Origin of the sequence: Pseudomonas sp. B2021, from assembly GCF_018135665.1 — a bacterium.
Taxonomy (GTDB): Bacteria; Pseudomonadota; Gammaproteobacteria; order Pseudomonadales; family Pseudomonadaceae; genus Aquipseudomonas; species Aquipseudomonas lactis.
Map to the genome: position 1 here is coordinate 144266 of NZ_SMOF01000001.1, position 17627 is coordinate 161892.

A 17627-nucleotide genomic window follows, 5' to 3' on the forward strand; every position below is an offset into this window, starting at 1 on the left:
GTCCGCAGCGGTGGCAGGCAGCCGCCGCGGTTGCACTCGTGTGCCGGTTACTCGCCGACTTTACCGCCAGCGGCGTCACAGGCCGACTTGGTCATGGCCTTGAAGCCCATCCCTTTGCACTCGCCCTGGCCCTTGCACGCGTGGTCCTTGGTTTTGCAATCGTTCATGCCTTTGCAGGAGGTCACGCCGTAGCAGTGCACGGTGGCGTCTGCGGCTTGTACCTGAGTGGCCACACCCGCGAACAGAGAAGCAGCGGCCATTGCGAGGGCGGCACCAGCAGCAGCGGATTTAATGCTCATTGTTGTATTCCTCATGATCAGTAGTGGAGCCGGTCTGAACGGATTGTTCAGTCTCGACACAGCACTAGAGTGAGGCCCCCTGTCGGCGTTACAGCCGTGAGCAAATATTTCTGAAATTATTCCTCAAGCTTTAACAGCGGCTCCTGGAAGCGCAGCAAACGCCCGGCATTACCCAACACCAGCAAGGTACTGAGGTTATGCAGCACCGCCGCGATCATCGCGCCCGCCGCCCCCAACCAGCCAAATGCGGCGAATACCACAATGGCCAGCGTCCAGCCCAAGCCAATGATCACATTGACCTGCAACGTCTGCCGACACTGGCGGCTCAAGCGCACACAGGTGCCCAGGCGGCGCAAATCGCTGCCGATCAGCACCACGTCCGCCGAGGCCAGGGCGATGTCCGCACCGCCCGCGCCCATGGCCACACCGACCACACCGGCCTTGAGCGCCAGGGAGTCGTTGATGCCATCGCCCACCACCATTGGCCTGAAGCCACTGCTGATTTCGCCCAGCACGCGGTTGAGCTTGTCTTCCGGCAGCGCTTGGGCTTCGACATCACTGATGCCCACGTCCAGCGCCAGGCTGTCGGCCACGCTTTGGCGATCGCCGGTCAGCAGCAGTTGGCGGCCCAGGCCCAAGTCACGCAGCTCTTGCAGGGCCTGGCGCGCTTCGGGTTTGACGCTGTCGGCCAACAGCAGCCAGGCGAGGAACTCGCCGTTCAACGCCAGCCCGGCAATCGGGCCATCATGGGTGGGTACGGCGGTGGTGACGATGCCCAACTGTTCAAATAACTCCGGCCGTCCCAGCGCCGCTTCGCCCTGCTCGGTCTGGGCAACCACGCCCAGGCCCTGACGCTCGCGGATGTCGCTAAGAACAAGCATCTGCTCCTGGCTCGCCAACCCCGCCAACGCTCGGCTGACCGGGTGACTGCTCGCCGAACCGAGGCTGGCCGCCAGGTTCAGCAGCGCTTGGCGATCCGGCACGCGGGTCTCGATGGACTGCAAGCGCAGGGTGCCAAAGGTCAGGGTGCCGGTCTTGTCGACCACCAGTGAAGTCAGGTCGGCCAGCTCTTCGAGGAACGCCGAGCTGCGAATCAGGATGCCATGGCGCGCCGCCACGGCAATCCCGGCAATCGCCGTGGCCGGTGCCGACAGCACCAAGGCACAGGGGCACGCCGCTACCAGTACCGCGAGCATCGCCTGGGCGTCATTGGTGACAAACCAGGTGACGGCCGCCAGCAGCAACACCAGCACCATGTAGCTGCCGGCATAGCGCTCCAACAGCCGGGTGATCGGCGGCTTGGACCGCTCGGCGTTCTGCATCAGCGCAATGACTTTGCCCAACGTCGATTCGTTACCGGTGCGCGTGACCTCAAGACGCAGCAGGCCATCAAGGTTGATCGCCCCACCAAACACCTGCACGCCCACGCTGGCTTCCAACGGCACCGACTCGCCGGTGATCGGCGCCGTGTCCAGGCTCGCCTGGCCGGACAACACCACGCCATCGGCCGGCACGCGGTCGCCGGCGCGCACTTCGACGATATCGCCGGTGTTCAAGGTGCCGTTATCCACTTCGGTGATGCTGCCGTCTGCCTGCACCAGGCGTGCGTGGCTGCGGGTGAGTTTGCCCAGGGCATGGATCGCTTCCTGGGAGCCAATCACGCTGCGCTCTTCCAGCACATGCCCAAAGATCATGATGATCGGCAGCAACGCGGCGGTGAGCAGATCGCCCGTGGCCCAGGCGCCGAGCATGGCCAGGGCGATCAATTGGTCGGTGATGCCGTGCAGGCTTGGAAAGCGCAGGCTGTACCAGGCTGAACGCATCACCGGCACCGCCACCAACAGCGAAGCCACGCCCAGCAGCAACTGGCTGACGCCGCTCTGGGCCGGCGCGAGCCAGCGCCACACCAGGCCCAGCACGAGCAAGCCCAGGGCGAGCATCGCCAAGGTCAATTGCCGGGCAGCGCTGCGCTGTTCGGCGGAGGTCAGCATGGGTGCGCTCATTGTTCGGCTCCCTGGATGATCAAGCGGGAGTCGTCTTTGGGATCGACGGTGGTTACCGAACCGGCCTGGCCGAGAATCTTCGGCAGGCGTTCACGGTACAGACGCAACAGCAAACCGGGGTCTTTGACCTGGGCGAGGCTGGCAACGGTAGCGGTTTGCGCCTGTGCATTGGCCAAGCGCTCGCTGGCCTGGGCATGGGCGACTTGCACCTGGCGGTCAGCCTCTTGGTTGGCGGTCTGGGTAAGTTTTTCCGCTTCAGTGCGGGCGTTGGCCACGGCTTTATCGGCTTGCTGGCTGGCGGTCAGTACGGCGTTGAACGCGTTCACCGCAGGCCCTGGCAGGCTCGATTGCACATCGACGCGGGTGGCTTCGATACCCAGCCCCAAGCCGCTGGCCGCCAACTCCGCCAGGCGTTTATTAATGCCTTGCACCAGGTCGCCGCGCAGCCGCTCACGGCGTTCGGCGGCGCCATTATCGCTGCCGATCAGTTCCGGGCGGGCTACCAGGATGGTGTCCAGATCCCGCGCAGCGGTGAGGGCCACGGCGCTGCGTGTCACCAGCCGATCCAGGGCCGGCAGCACGTGGTCGCCCTGCAACACAAAGGCGTAGGGTTCGGTCACCTTGTAGAACACCCGTACGTCCAACTGCACCACCCCGGCATCGCCGGTCAGCAGGTAGCCGGAACCGGCCAGGGCATCGCTCAAGGGCGTGGCGAAACTGGCCACCCGATCGGCCTGCAATGCCGCATCGGAACGCAGCAGGTTTTCTACCCGGCGTTCGATCACCCGGTCGGCCGCTGGCAACAGGACGACTTGTTCGAAGGGTTGCGGCCAGGCCAGCAACAATCCGGCGTTCTGAATGCGATCAAGGGCGCCGAAGTGCAAGACCACGGCGCGATTCTGCGGGTCGATCTGGCGCACATTGGAAAAGGCCCAGGCCAACGCCGCCAATACGGTGACCGCGTACAGTGCCAGGAACGTCAGGCGCCCGGCCTGGATCCACGGGCTGTCCGGGCTTTCAGGCTCGCTCATGGCTGCAGGTCCTTGGGCCCGTCCACCAAGGCGCGGAACGGCGCGGCGTCGGTGCGCAGGATGATCTTGGTCCCCGGCGTGACCACCGTGCCCAAGGTATCCAGCGAGCGCAGCAGGTTGTACAGCTGCGGATTGCCAGCGTAGGCACGACCATAAATCTGCGCGGCTTCGACACGCGACTGCGCTTCGATATCAGCGGCTTTCACAGTGGCATCGGCCTGCATGATGCGCGCATCACGTTCGGCAGCGGAGCGGATCTGCGCGGCTTCGCGCTTGCCCACGGCAGTGCGTTCGGTGGCGATGGTTTCACGCTCGGCGCGCATGCGGTCAACCGTGGCGGTGAGGGTCACCGATGGCAACGTCAAGCGCTCGATGCCGACCTGCGCCACGCGCACGCCGTAGGTGGTGAGCAATTGTTGATCAATCTGCTGGCGCAACTGCGCTTCAAAATCGGCAATGCGCACTTGGCTGGCGTCGGTATTGATCAAGCTGGACAGGTCAAAACTGGCCGCCGTGGTTTCCAACGCCGAGCCGACGAAGGTACGAATCTGCCGCGCCGCCTCATCAGGCTGGTTCTGCACCGCACGCATAAAACGCTGCACGTTGTCGGCATCGCCCTGCACCTGCCACGCCACATAGGCCTGCACAATAATCCGCAAGCCATCGCGGGTGCCCACATCCTGCAGGCCGCTGGAGGTGGTGCGCAGACGCAGGTCCACCGGGATCGCCGCTTCGAACGGTGCCGGCCAGCGCCAACCCAGGCCCGGTTCCAGCAACACACGCGCGGGGTTGCCGAAGCGGGTAATCACCGTGGCCTCGCCGGAACGCACTTGCACCAGGCTCGCCGCTGCCACGGCAAACAGCACCAGCAACGCCGCCCACGCCATGCGACGCCAGGGAAAAGGCCCGGCCGCCTGCTCATCGCCGTGATGGTGATGGTGGTGGCCGTGATGGTGGTGATGACCGTGATCATGATCGTGGGAATGAGCGCTCAACAGACGAACTCCTTATTGAACGGCTTTGCGCGGCGCCGACGGGTCGGCGGGCAAGGTAAAAGAACGCAGATCGATCGTCGGCGCGCTGTCGGCGCCCAAACGATGATCCAGAATAAGCAGCTTGGCCTGGGCCAGGCCCTGGCTCAGTTGGCCCAGGTACTGTTCCAGCACGAAGGCTTGGCCCGCAGCGGCGTAGGCCTTTTGTTCGGCGGCAAAGCGCAGGTTCGCTGCTTGGGCGCCGGCATTCACTTCGCGGGCACTGGCCTGGGCCTGATCGCGAGCAGTGCTGGCTTGCAGCAGCGCCTGGTTGGTCTGTTCGCTGGCGACACCGCGTTCACGGGCGATCAGCGCCTGGGCGCCGATCTGCGCGGCTTGCACACCGTGGTAAGCGTTAGCGGCACCGGCCGGCGGGTGGATCGCCTCGACCACCGTGGCGAGGATTTCCACACCGCTGTCGAGGGTTTGCAGGTCGGCTTGCACACTGCGGCCAATCTCGTCGGCGAGGCTGGTGCGCTCTTCCCCGAGTAATTCATCCAGGGTGCGCGACGCGAAATCGTGCACCAGGATGCGGCTGGCGGTGCTGCGGATCAGGGTCGGGATATCCGCGCTGTTGTAGGTGGCGGCAAGCGCAGCCTGATCGGTGAGGCCGATGCGGTAGACAAAGCGCACGTCCATATTGACGATCTGGAAGCCCTGCTTGCCGCCGCTGCTGCTGGCAATGACCTGGGATTTGTCATTCACATGGCTGGCGTCCCACAGGCGGTTGGCGATCAACGGCGCCGGGCCTTCGGCTGCGGCCAGCTCCGGTGTGGCGGCGTCACTGACGCTGGTCGCCAGCTCATGCACCACGCCGTTTTCAACATTCAGTACGCGGCCCAACGGCCACGGTAAGCCCGCATGCAACCCGGGGCCGAACACCTCGACCGGTTTACCAAAGCGCTCATAAATCCCACGGCCTTGCAGGGGCACTTCATGCACACCGGTCAGCGCCCAACCTACCGCCAGCACCACCAGCAACACCGGGAAAAACGCTCGGCGCATGTAGGTAAAGGCCCAGATCTGGCGCAGGTCGATGCCAAAGCGGTTGTGCAGTTCATGCTGCAACGCCAGCAAGGGCTGAGGCGGCCAACGCAGTAGGCCGGCGATAAAACTCTGCGCCATCAAGCGCGGTTCGAGGCGCGGCTGGCGCGGGCTGAACAGCGAGAGCACGCCCCTGAGCAGGAACTCCAGCGCCACCAACGCCGGCAACAGCCCGATGAGAGTGGCCAGGCGCAACGGCCAGACCGACTCCGCATTGGCAAACAGCAGGCAGATCGCGCTGAGCACCAGGCAAATAATTGCCATCCGGCTCAACTGCGCCAACTGTGAGGCTTCCGGCCATTGGGCAGCGGTTTCCTGGGCCAAACGGCGTTCGAATACCAACAGGCCAAACGCCAGGGCCAATGCGAGCGCTGCGCCAATACTTGCCGACTGCCCGATGGCGGCAGCGGGCAAGCCCAAGTTCCAGAACTGCAGGATGCTGACCAGCGCCAACAGCGACCAGCCGCCCAACCACAGCACCGGCGCGCCAATCTGCGCCAACAGGCCGTTGCCGAACCGGTTGATCAGGCCCTTGTGCCAAGGAGTGGGCTCGCTGAGAGGTTCGATCAACTCGCCGCTCGGCGCTTCCAGAGCCTGGGCACGCCAATCGGCCACCCACCAGGCCGACTGCAACCCGGCCACCAGCAGCAGCAAGGCCGACGCGCAGTTGATCAATACCACCGGCCAGATCGACAGCGGTGCAAACAACGCTACGAACAGCGCCAATATCCAACCGCTGAGGGCCAGGGTCGTCAGGCCGATACCGGCCTGGCGCAATCGACGGGCGTGGAACAGCCCCTGCTGAAAACGCGCGAGGCCTTCAACCGAAGCCCCGTCAGCCTCTAGATCCACTTGCATCTGCTCAACGCCCACTTGTACACAATTCGTTACGATATAACACGAAGCGTGAAATTTTTGTTCGAAACCCCGGTAGGAGCGAGCTTGCTCGCGAAAAACCTCAACGATAACGCGGGCATCCTGAATATATGCGGCGCTTGTGAGTTTTTCGCGAGCAAGCTCGCTCCTACATTGGCCCCTAATCGTGCTGAGAGTGTGACTAACCCCCTATAAACACGAGCCATCACTGGTGTCGGCTGCGATTAGTCGGCACACTTCAGAACAGTTTTTCGCGGGTTCACGGACAAGGAAGCGCCACCCCCCATGATTTCCATCTACCAACTCAAACCGCGTTTTCAAAACCTGCTGCGCCCTCTCGTGCAGCGCCTCTATGACAACGGCACCACCGCCAACCAGATCACCGTACTGGCCGGGGTTGTTTCCCTGCTGGTGGGGCTGTTGATCGCGGGCTTTGCCCAACACCTCTGGCTGTTTGCGCTGATCCCGCTGTGGATGATTGTACGCATGGCCCTCAATGCCATTGACGGCATGCTCGCCCGGGAATTTGGCCAACAGTCGCGCCTCGGTGCTTATCTCAATGAACTGTGCGATGTGATCGCCGACAGCGCGCTGATCCTGCCCTTTGCATTGATCCCCGAGGTGAGCCTGGCGCCGGTGCTGCTGGTGACGCTGCTGGCGGTATTCAGCGAGTACGCCGGGGTGCTGGGGCCGATGGTGGGCGCGTCGCGCCGTTATGACGGGCCCATGGGCAAGAGTGATCGGGCGTTCGTACTCGGCGTGTTGGCCACGGGCGTGGCGCTGGGCTGGCTCGGCGCCGGTTGGGTGGAGGTGGTGATGTGGCTGGTGGCCGCCCTGCTCGCCTATACCTTGGTCAACCGAGTGCGTCAGGGCCTCAAAGAACAACAAACTTCCCCTTCTGCATAAGGATTTTGCGATGCGCGAACAGCAACAGCACACCTTCAGTACCCATGATGGCGTCGAGCTTTTCTACCGGCACTGGCCGGCCACGGCAGGCGCCGGGCCGCGCAAGGCGATCCTGTTGTTCCATCGCGGCCATGAGCACTCAGGGCGCATTGCCCACCTGGTGGATGAGCTGGGCCTGCCTGAATTCGACTTCTTCGCCTGGGACGCCCGTGGCCACGGCCAATCCCCTGGCGAGCGCGGCGACAGCCCCAGCTTTGCCACCAGCGCCCGCGACGTGCAGACTTTCTGTGACCACATCAATGCCACCTACGGCATCGAAGAGGAAGACATCGCCGTCATCGCCCAAAGCGTCGGCGCGGTGATCGCGGCCACCTGGGTTCATGATTACGCGCCAAAAATCCGCGTTCTGGTGCTCGCCTCGCCCGCCTTCAAGGTCAAGCTGTACGTGCCCTTCGCCCGCCCCGGCCTGGCCTTGATGCGCAAGTTCAAGGGCAACTTTTTCGTCAACAGCTACGTCAAGGCCAAGTTCCTCAGCCATGACCCGGAACGTGTGGCGTCCTACGACAACGATCCGCTGATCACCAAGGCCATTTCAGTGAATGTGCTGTTGGGCCTGTACGAAGCGGCCGACCGGGTTGTCGCCGACGCCCAGGCGATCCAGGTGCCGACCCAACTGCTTATTTCGGGCTCCGACTTTGTGGTGCACCGTAAACCCCAGCAGCAGTTTTTCGACCGCCTCGGCAGCCTGAAAAAAGAGCTGCATATCCTCCCTGGGTTTTTCCACGACACCCTCGGTGAACGCGACCGAGCCGTGGCCGTGAGCAGCGCCAAACGCTTTATTTTGCAGAACTTCGCACACCCGCTGGACCGCGCCTCTCTACTGGACGCCGACAAACTTGGCGCCACGTGCGCCGAATCCGAATCCCTCGCCGCGCCGTTGCCACGCAATTCCCTGCGCGACCTGTACTGGCGCATGACCCGCGCCAGCATGGGCCTGGGTAAAAACCTGTCGGATGGGGTGAAGCTGGGCTTCGACACCGGCTTCGATTCCGGCAGCACCCTGGACTACGTGTATCGCAATAAGCCTACCGGCAAGGGCGGGCTGGGGCGGATGATCGATACCAACTACCTCAATTCCATTGGCTGGCGCGGTATTCGCCAGCGCAAGTTGAACGTCGAGGAGTTACTGCGCCTGGCCATGGCCAAGCTGCGTGATGACCAACGCGAAGTGCGCATTGTCGACATCGCCGCCGGCCACGGCCGCTACATCCTGGAAGCCTTGCAAGGCGTATCGCCGCTGCCGGAATCGATCCTGCTGCGCGACTACAGCGACATCAACGTGCGCGACGGTGGCGCGCTGATTCGCGAGAAGGGCCTGGGGGACATCGCCCACTTCGTCAAAGGCGATGCGTTCGACCGCGCTGACCTGGCTGCCCTGGACCCCAAGCCGACACTGGCCGTGGTGTCCGGCCTGTACGAATTGTTTGCCGATAACGCCATGGTCGGCGGCTCGCTGGCGGGCCTGGCCGAAGCTGTGGAGCCAGGTGGTTACCTGGTCTACACCGGCCAACCGTGGCACCCACAATTGGAGCTGATTGCCCGCGCGCTCACCAGCCACCGTCAGGGCCAGGCTTGGGTAATGCGCCGGCGTAGCCAGGCGGAAATGGACCAACTCGTCGAAGCGGCGGGCTTTCGCAAGGTCACCCAGCGCGTGGATGAGTGGGGCATTTTCACCGTGTCCCTGGCACAGAAGATCTGAACATGCGCGAACCCGGTTTATTGAAACCTGCGGTGCTCTGGCTACTGCTGTTGGCACCGCTGTTTTTCAGCACCTACGGCTTTGCCACCTGGGTCACCAGCCAGCGCAGTGACGTCGGTACGCTGGTGTTCGGCTGGGAAAGCCACATGCCGTTCTGGGCCTGGACCATCGTGCCCTATTGGTCCATCGACCTGCTTTACGGCTTCTCCCTGCTGCTGCCCACTACACGCCATGAGCTCAAACAGCATGCGCTGCGCCTGCTGAGTGCGCAGGTGATTGCCGTGAGTTGCTTTCTGATCTGGCCACTGCGCTTCACGTTTGAGCGGCCGGAACTGGACGGTGTGTTCGGTTGGTTGTTTGCGGTGCTGGCCGGTTTTGACAAGCCCTTCAACCAGGCGCCTTCGCTGCATATCGCGCTGCTGGTGATCTTGTGGGTGATGTACCAGCGGCACACTCAAGGATTGTGGCGTTGGCTGGTGCATGGCTGGTTCGCGCTGATCGGCGTTTCGGTGCTGACCACTTATCAACATCACTTTATCGACTTACCCACAGGCGCCCTCGCGGGATGGCTGTGCGTGTGGTTATGGCCGGTAGAACACCCAAGCCCATTGTTAAGTGCGCGGTTGACGCGAGATACCCAACGTTGTCGCCTGGCTGTGCGCTATGGGCTGGGCGCGCTATTACTGCTGGCGCTTGCCTTGGTACTGGGCGGCGGCTGGCTGTGGCTGCTGTGGCCAGCGGTTTCCCTGGGTTTGATCGCGGCCAACTACCTTTTGATCGGCGTGTCGGGCTTTCAAAAACGTGCGGATGGCCGCCTTACACCTGCCGCCCGATGGTTGTATGCGCCTTATTTGGCGTGTGCGTGGATCAATTCGCGGCTGTGGACACGCAAACATCCACAGCCGGACCTGATTGTGGATAACGTCTGGCTTGGGCGCATTCCTACAACCGGTGAACAGCGCTCATTCGCGAGCATCGTCGACTTATGCGCCGAACTGCCGATGGATCCACAAGGCCGTGCTTACGTCTGCGTGCCCGTGCTGGACCTGATCGCCCCAACCCCCGACGAATGCCTGAACGCCGCCCACGCCATTGAACGCCTGCGAGCGAGCGGCCCGCTGTTGGTGTGTTGTGCCCTCGGTTACTCACGCAGCGCCACCGCCGTCGCCGCCTGGCTGCTGAACACGGGGCGCGCCGCCACGGTTGAGCAAGCGCTGGCTATTATTCGTACAGCGCGGGCCGATGTGGTCCTGCACCCCGCACACCGTCAAGCGTTGGAGGGTTTGCCAAATGCCTGCTGATATGGAACTTCAGGTCGTCGCCAGCCTGTTGCGCCGTGGCCGATCATTGGATCTGTTATCCACAGGGCTGACGCTGCTCGGTGTGCTGTTCGGCCTCGCCCAGTTGTTGCTGGCCAGTATTTCCACCATTTGCTTGCTGTTGGCCCTGTGGATGATTGTGCTGGGCCTGTTGCAAAAATATTGGGCGCTGCGGGTGGCCTTTGACGCCGACCTGTTCGCCCTGCTCGCTCGCGACACCACCCGCACGCCAGACCTCGACCAGGCCCTGCAAACCCTTGGCCTGCAATCGCCCAAACGAGTCGGTCGCCCCTGGACTGAACGCCGTCGTGGCGCCCTCAAACTGTTGCGTAAACAAGCCTGGCTGCTGGGCGCGCAAGCGCTGCTGACCTTGGGCGTCATCCTCGCCAGCCCTTGGCTACCTTTCGCCGGATAAGGAATTCCCATGTTCGAACCCGTGGTCGCCACGCTGATTACTTCCATGGCCCGCACCGTCACCGGCGCCCGCAGCCTGTGGCTGGGGTGCGCGCCGGTACCGGTGCAGCGCATCTATTTTGCCAACCACAGCAGCCACGGTGACTTCGTGCTGGTATGGGCATCGCTGCCGCAGAACCTGCGCAAATTCACGCGCCCGGTGGCCGGCAGTGATTACTGGAACAAGAGTGCGCTGCGCCGCTACATCATCAATCGAGTGTTCAATGGCGTGCTGATCGACCGTGAGCGCAAGGACCCTGTGGATAACCCTCTGCAGCCCATGCTTGCGGCGTTGGAGGGCGGCGACTCGCTGATCATTTTCCCCGAAGGCACGCGCAATCTGGAGGATGGCTTGCTGCCCTTCAAAAGCGGCTTGTATCACTTGGCAAAGAGTTACCCACAGGCCGAGCTGGTCCCCGTGTGGATAGCCAACCTGAACCGGGTCATGCCCAAGGGTCGCGTATTGCCACTGCCATTGCTATGCACCACCAGCTTCGGTGCCCCCCTGCAGCTGGAAGAAGGCGAAGACAAAGCCGCCTTCCTTGCCCGCAGCCGCGACGCCCTGCTCGCCCTTGCCCCGGAGCATTCCTGAGATGGATAGCCAAACCCTGATGTTATTTGGCGGCATCGGCGCGATCCTGGTCATCGCCTCGCTGATCGGCCTGATCCTCAAGCTGCGCACCCGTGGCAGCCCGAATGCCGTGATCGATAACCTCAACGCCCGCATCAACGCCTGGTGGGTCATGGTGGTAGTGATCGGCGTCGCCTTCTGGCTCGGCACCGGCGCGGTAATCCTGTTGTTCTACGCCGTGTCGTTCTACGCCCTGCGCGAATTCCTCACCCTCACGCCCACCCGGCGCAGCGACTACCCGGCCCTGGTGGCCGCGTTTTACCTGGCCCTGCCGCTGCAATACCTGCTGATCTACGCCGACTGGTATGGGCTGTTCTCGATCTTCATCCCGGTGTACGTGTTCCTGCTGCTGCCGATCCTCGCATCCTTAGGCGGCGACAGTACGCACTTCCTGGAACGTGCATCGAAGGTGCAATGGGGGTTGATGATCGCGGTGTTCTGCGTGTCTTTCGTACCGGCGCTGCTGACGTTGGACATCCCCGGCTACGAAGGCCGCAACCTGCTGCTGATCGCCTATTTAGTGATCGTGGTGCAACTGTCGGACGTATTGCAGTACGTGTGCGGCAAGCTGTTCGGCAAACGCAAGATCGCGCCCAACCTGTCGCCGTCGAAAACCGTGGAAGGGTTTGTGGGCGGGATCCTGCTGTCCTCCTTGATCGGCGCGGCGTTGTGGTGGACCACACCGTTCAATCCCTGGCAGTCATTCTTGATCGCCCTACTGATCAACTTGCTGGGGTTTGCCGGCGGGATCGTGATGTCAGCGATCAAGCGTGACCGCGGTGTGAAGGACTGGGGGCACATGATCGAAGGACACGGCGGGATGTTGGATCGGCTGGATTCAGTGTGCTTTGCGGCGCCGATCTTTTTCCATCTTGTGCGGTATTGGTGGACTTGACCCACCCCTTTTACAAATCCGATGGAGATCCAAATGTGGGAGCTGGCTTGACTGCGAAAGCGGTGGTGCAGTAACAGATGCAGCGACTGAAACGCCGCCTTCGCGGGCAAGCCCGCTCCCACAGGGGATATGCGCTTACCTGTAGGTTTTGTGGTGCTTTCAGGACCTCTAGCCAGCGATCTCGACATAGCTGGACTCACCGCCGCCTGTCGCACCCGATAGCCAGCCCCAAACGAAACTCAGCGTTGTGCGCCCGGCGTGATCCACACCTACCGTGCCTCGTGACCACCCCGCCAGCAGTTCGCCGTCCAGGGTTACGCACTGATAAAGCAGCTCGATGGTATCTGCACCGGTCACCCGCCCGACCTGCGTTCCCAGGCGAATTCGGCCACCCTGGTAAGTGCTGGAAATCACGCCATCTTCGACCTGGTAATGAAACACGGTGCCGGTACCGGACAACCCTTGGGCGTTATTCGCGACCACGAACCGACGATTGTGCAAACGTGCCTGGACAGTCGCAGAAGAGCTTTGCATCAGTACGCATCCTTGAATTAATCGAATCCAAAACGAAAAAAGGGGCTGTTAAACACAGCCCCTTTTGGGTACATCAGTAAGGCTTACTCCACCGTCACCGACTTCGCCAGGTTACGCGGCTGGTCCACGTCGGTGCCCTTGAGCACGGCGACGTAGTACGACAGCAACTGCAGCGGGATGGTGTAGAGGATCGGCGACAGGGTGTCGTGGATGTGCGGCATGTTGATGACGTGGGTGCCTTCACCGTTGGTCATGCCGGCCTTCTCATCGGCGAAGACGATCAGTTGGCCGCCACGGGCGCGTACTTCCTGCAGGTTGGACTTGAGCTTCTCCAGCAATTCGTTGTTCGGCGCCACGGTAACCACCGGCATGTCGTCATCCACCAGGGCCAGCGGGCCGTGCTTCAGCTCACCGGCAGGGTAGGCTTCGGCGTGGATGTACGAGATTTCCTTGAGTTTCAGCGAGCCTTCCATCGCCACCGGGTACTGCGCACCACGGCCCAGGAACAGGGTGTGGTTCTTGTCGGCGAAAAGCTCGGCGACTTTTTCCACGGTGCTGTCCATGGCCAAGGCTTCGCCCAGGCGGGTCGGCAGGCGGCGCAGTTCTTCCACCAGGGTGGCTTCGACACCTTCAGCGAGGGTGCCGCGCACTTGGCCCAGGGACAGGGTCAGCAGCAACAGGCCCACCAGTTGGGTGGTGAAGGCTTTAGTGGAGGCGACGCCGATTTCACGACCGGCCTGGGTCAGCAGGGTCAGGTCGGATTCACGCACCAGGGAGCTGATGCTGACGTTGCAGATCGCCAGGCTGCCGAGGAAACCCAGTTCCTTGGCATTGCGCAGGGCGGCCAGGGTGTCGGCGGTTTCACCAGACTGGGAAATGGTCACGAACAGGGTGTCGGGTTGCACCACCACTTTGCGGTAGCGGAACTCGCTGGCGACTTCGACCTGGCACGGGATGCCGGCCAGTTCTTCCAACCAGTAACGCGCCACCATACCGGCGTGGTAGCTGGTGCCACAGGCGACGATCTGCACATTGCGCACTTTGGCGAACAGTTCGGCGGCTTGCGGGCCGAAGGCGTTGACCAGCACCTGGTTCTGGCTCAGGCGACCTTCCAGGGTGCGCTGCACCACGGACGGCTGCTCGTGGATTTCCTTGAGCATGAAGTGGCGGAACTCGCCTTTATCAGCGGCTTCGGCGCCATCGCGGTACTGCACGGCTTCGCGCTCGACAGACTGACCGTTCACGTCCCAGATCTGCACGCTTTCACGGCGGATGTCGGCAATATCGCCTTCTTCCAGGTACATGAAGCGGTCGGTCACCTGGCGCAGGGCCAGTTGGTCGGAGGCGAGGAAGTTCTCACCCAGGCCCAGGCCGATTACCAATGGGCTACCGCTGCGGGCTGCCACGACGCGGTCAGGCTGGCTGGCGCTGATCACGGCCAGGCCGTAGGCGCCGTGCAGCTCCTTGACCGTGGCCTTGAGGGCGGTGGTCAGGTCGCTGTGGTCCTTGAGCTTGTGGTTGAGCAGGTGGGCGATCACTTCGGTGTCGGTGTCCGAGGTGAAAACGTAGCCCAGCCCCTTGAGTTGTTCACGCAGCACTTCGTGGTTTTCGATGATGCCGTTGTGCACCACCGCCAGGTCGCCGGAAAAGTGCGGGTGAGCGTTACGCTCGCACGGTGCACCGTGGGTGGCCCAACGGGTGTGGGCGATGCCTAAGCGACCTACCAGCGGCTCACCGGCCAGGGCCTGGTCCAACTCGCTGACCTTGCCCGGGCGGCGCATGCGCTCCAGCTTGCCGGCGTTGGTGAAGACGGCCACACCGGCGCTGTCGTAGCCGCGGTATTCGAGGCGCTTGAGGCCTTCGATCAAGATGGCAGTAACGTTACGTTCGGCGACTGCGCCAACAATTCCACACATGGTGCTTCTCCTAGATGATTGCCGCGCATATCAGCGTAATGCCGCGGGCTTGGATCTGGTCGCGGGCCTCAAGCGGCAGGCGATCATCGGTAATAAGGGTATGGACGCTGCTCCAGGGCAGTTCCAGGTTGGGAATCTTGCGGCCGATCTTGTCGGATTCGACCATCACCACCACTTCACGGGCGACCTCGGCCATCACACGGCTCAAACCCAGCAGCTCGTTGAAGGTGGTGGTGCCGCGCTGCAGATCAATGCCATCGGCACCGATGAACAGCTGATCAAAGTCATAGGAACGCAGGACCTGCTCGGCGACCTGGCCCTGGAACGAATCCGAATGCGGGTCCCAAGTGCCGCCGGTCATCAACAGCACCGGCTCGTGTTCCAATTCGCTCAAGGCGCGGGCCACGTTCAGGGAGTTGGTCATCACCACCAGGCCCGGTTGATGGCCCAGTTCGGGAATCATCGCGGCAGTGGTGCTGCCGCTGTCGATGATGATGCGCGCATGCTCACGCAAACGCTTCACCGCCGCACGGGCAATGGCGCGCTTGTAGGCCGAGATCGGCTGGGCAGCGTCGCCCACCAGCTCTTGTGGCATGGTGATTGCGCCGCCATAGCGACGCAGGAGCAGGCCGTTACTTTCGAGGGCGGCAAGGTCCTTGCGGATGGTCACTTCCGAAGTTTCGAAATGTTTGGCCAATTCGTCCACGCTGACTTCGCCCTGTTCGTTGAGCAAGGTCAGGATGTTGTGGCGTCGTTGGGGGGTATTTCGTTTCGACATGGTAGTGATAAGTTTCGTTTCGAAAGATAACGAAGGCAATCAAAACCTATTGGCGAAAGATCGTCAAGCGGGGCATGCAATATTTTTAAGTCACCACAAATCAATTGTGGGAGCTGGCTTGCCTGCGATAGCGGTTTGTCAGGCGACATCCATGCTGAATGTCAGACCGCTATCGCAGGCAAGCCAGCTCCCACAGGAGTGCGCCCCAATCTATCGAATTGTGGATAACTCAGTTCTTTTTGATTTTGACCGGGCGTTTCCAGCCGTCGATGTTGCGTTGGCGAGCACGAGCAACAGCCAGTTGGGACTTATCCACATCCTGGTTAATAGTCGAGCCCGCGGCGGTGTTGGAACCATCGCCAATGGTCACTGGAGCAACCAGCGAGTTATTGGAGCCGATGAACACGTCTTCACCAATGGTGGTCTGGTACTTGTTGGCACCGTCGTAGTTGCAGGTGATGGTGCCGGCACCGATGTTGGTGCGGGCGCCGATGACGGCATCGCCCAGGTAAGTCAGGTGGCCGACTTTGGCGCCTTCGCCCAGTTGAGCGTTTTTCAGTTCGACAAAGTTACCCACATGGGCCTTGGCCCCCAGCTCGCTACCCGGGCGCAAGCGCGCAAACGGCCCGGCATCGCTGCCCTCGCCCATCACCGCACCGTCGATATGGCTATTGGCCTTGACCACCACGCCTTTGCGCAAGGTGCTGTCCTTGATCACGCAGTTCGGGCCGATGACTACACCGTCTTCAATGATCACGCGGCCTTCGAGGATCACGTTGATATCGATCAGGATGTCGCGGCCCACCGTGACTTCGCCACGCACATCGAAACGCGCCGGGTCTCGCAGGGTCACGCCCTGGGCCATCAGGCGCAGGCCTTCGCGCAGTTGATAATGACGTTCCAGCTCTGCCAGCTGTTTGCGGTCGTTGGCGCCCTGCACTTCCATCGGATGGTGGGGCTGCTCGGTGGCGACCAGCAGGCCATCGCTGACGGCCATCTCGATGACGTCGGTGAGGTAATACTCGCCCTGGGCATTGTTGTTGGACAGGCGGCTCATCCAGTCGGCGAGCTTGTTGGCAGGCACCGCGAGAATGCCGGTGTTGCCTTCAGTAATCGCGCGCTGGGCTTCGCTGGCATCTTTGTGTTCAACGATGGCAGCCACCTTGCCGTCGGCGTTGCGCACAATGCGGCCGTAGCCCGTAGGGTCATCCAGCTCAACGGTCAGCAGGCCCATCTGGCCAGGCACCACGTGCTTGAGCAGGCGTTGCAAGGTTTCCACTTCAATCAGCGGTACATCGCCGTAGAGGATCAATACCGTGTCCGCGGTGATGAAAGGCACAGCCTGCGCGGTCGCGTGGCCGGTGCCCAGTTGCTTGTCTTGCAATACGAAATTCAGATCGTCCGCGGCCAGACGCTCGCGAACCAGGTCTGCACCGTGGCCAATCACCACATGAATACGTTGTGGGTCCAACTGGCGGGCGCTGTGGATAACATGACCCAGCATGGAGTTGCCCGCGACCGGGTGCAGTACCTTGGGCAGGGCTGAACGCATGCGGGTGCCCTGGCCTGCGGCGAGAATAACGATTTCAAGAGACATGAATGGCTACCAATCCTGGGCGGTCCGGGTTCAGACCAAAGAAGTGTTTTGCAAAAAAGAAAAAGGGTAGCCGAGGCTACCCTTTTTAATCAATCACGCATCAAGCAAAACGGCGTGGCCGCTTACTTCTTGCGGATCTGCTGGAGAGTACGCAGCTGGGCTGCGGCCTCGGCCAGACGGACTGCAGCAGCGCTGTAGTCGAAGTCTGCGCCTTTTTCGTTCAGCGCCTTCTCGGCAGCCTTGACGGCTTCCTGAGCGGAGGCTTCATCCAGGTCGCCAGCACGTTGCACGGTGTCGGCAAGTACCTTGACCATGTTCGGCTGAACCTCGAGGAAACCACCGGAGATGTAAAACACCTCACGTTCCCCGCCTTGCTTGGTCAGAGTGATCGGACCTGGCTTCAAGCTTGTGATCAGCGGGGCGTGACCCATGGCGATACCAAGATCACCCAGGTCACCGTGCGCTGTTACAAACTCGACCAGACCGGAGAAAATTTCCCCTTCCGCGCTGACGATATCGCAATGGACTGTCATAGCCATCTGATTGCCTCAACCT

16 protein-coding genes are annotated in these 17627 nt (G+C 62.1%); 6 read left to right on the forward strand and 10 right to left on the reverse strand.

Annotated features, from left to right (window positions below; genetic code table 11):
• Window positions 1–47: 47 nt before the first annotated feature.
• The 5 genes from E1K68_RS00605 to E1K68_RS00625 form a co-directional block, all read right to left on the reverse strand.
• Complete coding sequence (locus tag E1K68_RS00605; RefSeq protein WP_003195792.1) at window positions 48–299, reverse strand: membrane protein; 252 nt, start codon at window positions 297–299, stop codon at window positions 48–50.
• A gap of 116 nt (window positions 300–415) precedes the next feature.
• Window positions 416–2302, reverse strand: a complete 1887-nt coding sequence (locus tag E1K68_RS00610; RefSeq protein ID WP_003195794.1) for a cation-translocating P-type ATPase — start codon at window positions 2300–2302, stop codon at window positions 416–418.
• Window positions 2299–3333, reverse strand: coding sequence for a protease modulator HflK (locus E1K68_RS00615; protein WP_003195796.1), 1035 nt, complete (start codon window positions 3331–3333; stop codon window positions 2299–2301). Before E1K68_RS00615 ends, E1K68_RS00610 begins: the two co-directional genes overlap by 4 nt.
• Window positions 3330–4331: a protease modulator HflC gene (locus E1K68_RS00620; protein WP_164692220.1), complete on the reverse strand. Its 1002-nt coding sequence runs from the start codon at window positions 4329–4331 to the stop codon at window positions 3330–3332. Before E1K68_RS00620 ends, E1K68_RS00615 begins: the two co-directional genes overlap by 4 nt.
• Before the next feature lie 9 nt (window positions 4332–4340).
• Complete coding sequence (locus tag E1K68_RS00625; RefSeq protein ID WP_094773983.1) at window positions 4341–6266, reverse strand: protease modulator HflK; 1926 nt, start codon at window positions 6264–6266, stop codon at window positions 4341–4343.
• A 303-nt stretch (window positions 6267–6569) separates the two neighbouring features.
• Between E1K68_RS00625 and E1K68_RS00630 the strand changes: the two genes are divergently transcribed.
• The 6 genes from E1K68_RS00630 to E1K68_RS00655 are packed head-to-tail and all read left to right on the forward strand — an operon-like array spanning window position 6570 to window position 12247.
• Window positions 6570–7190 carry a CDP-alcohol phosphatidyltransferase family protein gene (locus E1K68_RS00630; protein WP_003195803.1) on the forward strand — a complete coding sequence of 207 codons (621 nt, stop codon included), beginning with the start codon at window positions 6570–6572 and terminating at the stop codon, window positions 7188–7190.
• A gap of 10 nt (window positions 7191–7200) precedes the next feature.
• Window positions 7201–8949, forward strand: coding sequence for a bifunctional alpha/beta hydrolase/class I SAM-dependent methyltransferase (locus tag E1K68_RS00635; RefSeq protein ID WP_212613663.1), 1749 nt, complete (start codon window positions 7201–7203; stop codon window positions 8947–8949).
• A 2-nt stretch (window positions 8950–8951) separates the two neighbouring features.
• Window positions 8952–10250: a phosphatase PAP2/dual specificity phosphatase family protein gene (locus E1K68_RS00640; protein WP_169912853.1), complete on the forward strand. Its 1299-nt coding sequence runs from the start codon at window positions 8952–8954 to the stop codon at window positions 10248–10250.
• On the forward strand, window positions 10240–10683 hold the full coding sequence (locus E1K68_RS00645) for a hypothetical protein (RefSeq protein ID WP_212613664.1): 444 nt from the start codon (window positions 10240–10242) through the stop codon (window positions 10681–10683). The genes E1K68_RS00640 and E1K68_RS00645 overlap by 11 nt, the downstream gene beginning before the upstream one ends.
• Window positions 10684–10692: 9 nt before the next feature.
• A complete protein-coding gene (locus tag E1K68_RS00650) occupies window positions 10693–11313 on the forward strand; it encodes a lysophospholipid acyltransferase family protein (protein WP_003195812.1) in 621 nt (206 codons plus the stop codon).
• A 1-nt stretch (window position 11314) separates the two neighbouring features.
• Window positions 11315–12247: a phosphatidate cytidylyltransferase gene (locus E1K68_RS00655; RefSeq protein ID WP_192002110.1), complete on the forward strand. Its 933-nt coding sequence runs from the start codon at window positions 11315–11317 to the stop codon at window positions 12245–12247.
• Window positions 12248–12415: 168 nt separating this feature from the next.
• Here the strand turns inward: E1K68_RS00655 and E1K68_RS00660 are convergent, their stop codons facing one another.
• The 5 genes from E1K68_RS00660 to E1K68_RS00680 form a co-directional block, all read right to left on the reverse strand.
• Window positions 12416–12781 carry a hypothetical protein gene (locus E1K68_RS00660; RefSeq protein ID WP_192002111.1) on the reverse strand — a complete coding sequence of 122 codons (366 nt, stop codon included), beginning with the start codon at window positions 12779–12781 and terminating at the stop codon, window positions 12416–12418.
• Between the two features lie 83 nt (window positions 12782–12864).
• A complete protein-coding gene (gene glmS / locus E1K68_RS00665; RefSeq protein WP_032894388.1) occupies window positions 12865–14697 on the reverse strand; it encodes a glutamine--fructose-6-phosphate transaminase (isomerizing) in 1833 nt (610 codons plus the stop codon).
• 10 nt (window positions 14698–14707) lie between these two features.
• On the reverse strand, window positions 14708–15475 hold the full coding sequence (locus E1K68_RS00670) for a DeoR family transcriptional regulator (protein WP_003195822.1): 768 nt from the start codon (window positions 15473–15475) through the stop codon (window positions 14708–14710).
• Between the two features lie 229 nt (window positions 15476–15704).
• Window positions 15705–17072 carry a bifunctional UDP-N-acetylglucosamine diphosphorylase/glucosamine-1-phosphate N-acetyltransferase GlmU gene (gene glmU / locus E1K68_RS00675; protein WP_003195823.1) on the reverse strand — a complete coding sequence of 456 codons (1368 nt, stop codon included), beginning with the start codon at window positions 17070–17072 and terminating at the stop codon, window positions 15705–15707.
• Window positions 17073–17194: 122 nt separating this feature from the next.
• Complete coding sequence (locus tag E1K68_RS00680; RefSeq protein WP_003195825.1) at window positions 17195–17611, reverse strand: F0F1 ATP synthase subunit epsilon; 417 nt, start codon at window positions 17609–17611, stop codon at window positions 17195–17197.
• Window positions 17612–17627 lie beyond the last annotated feature (16 nt).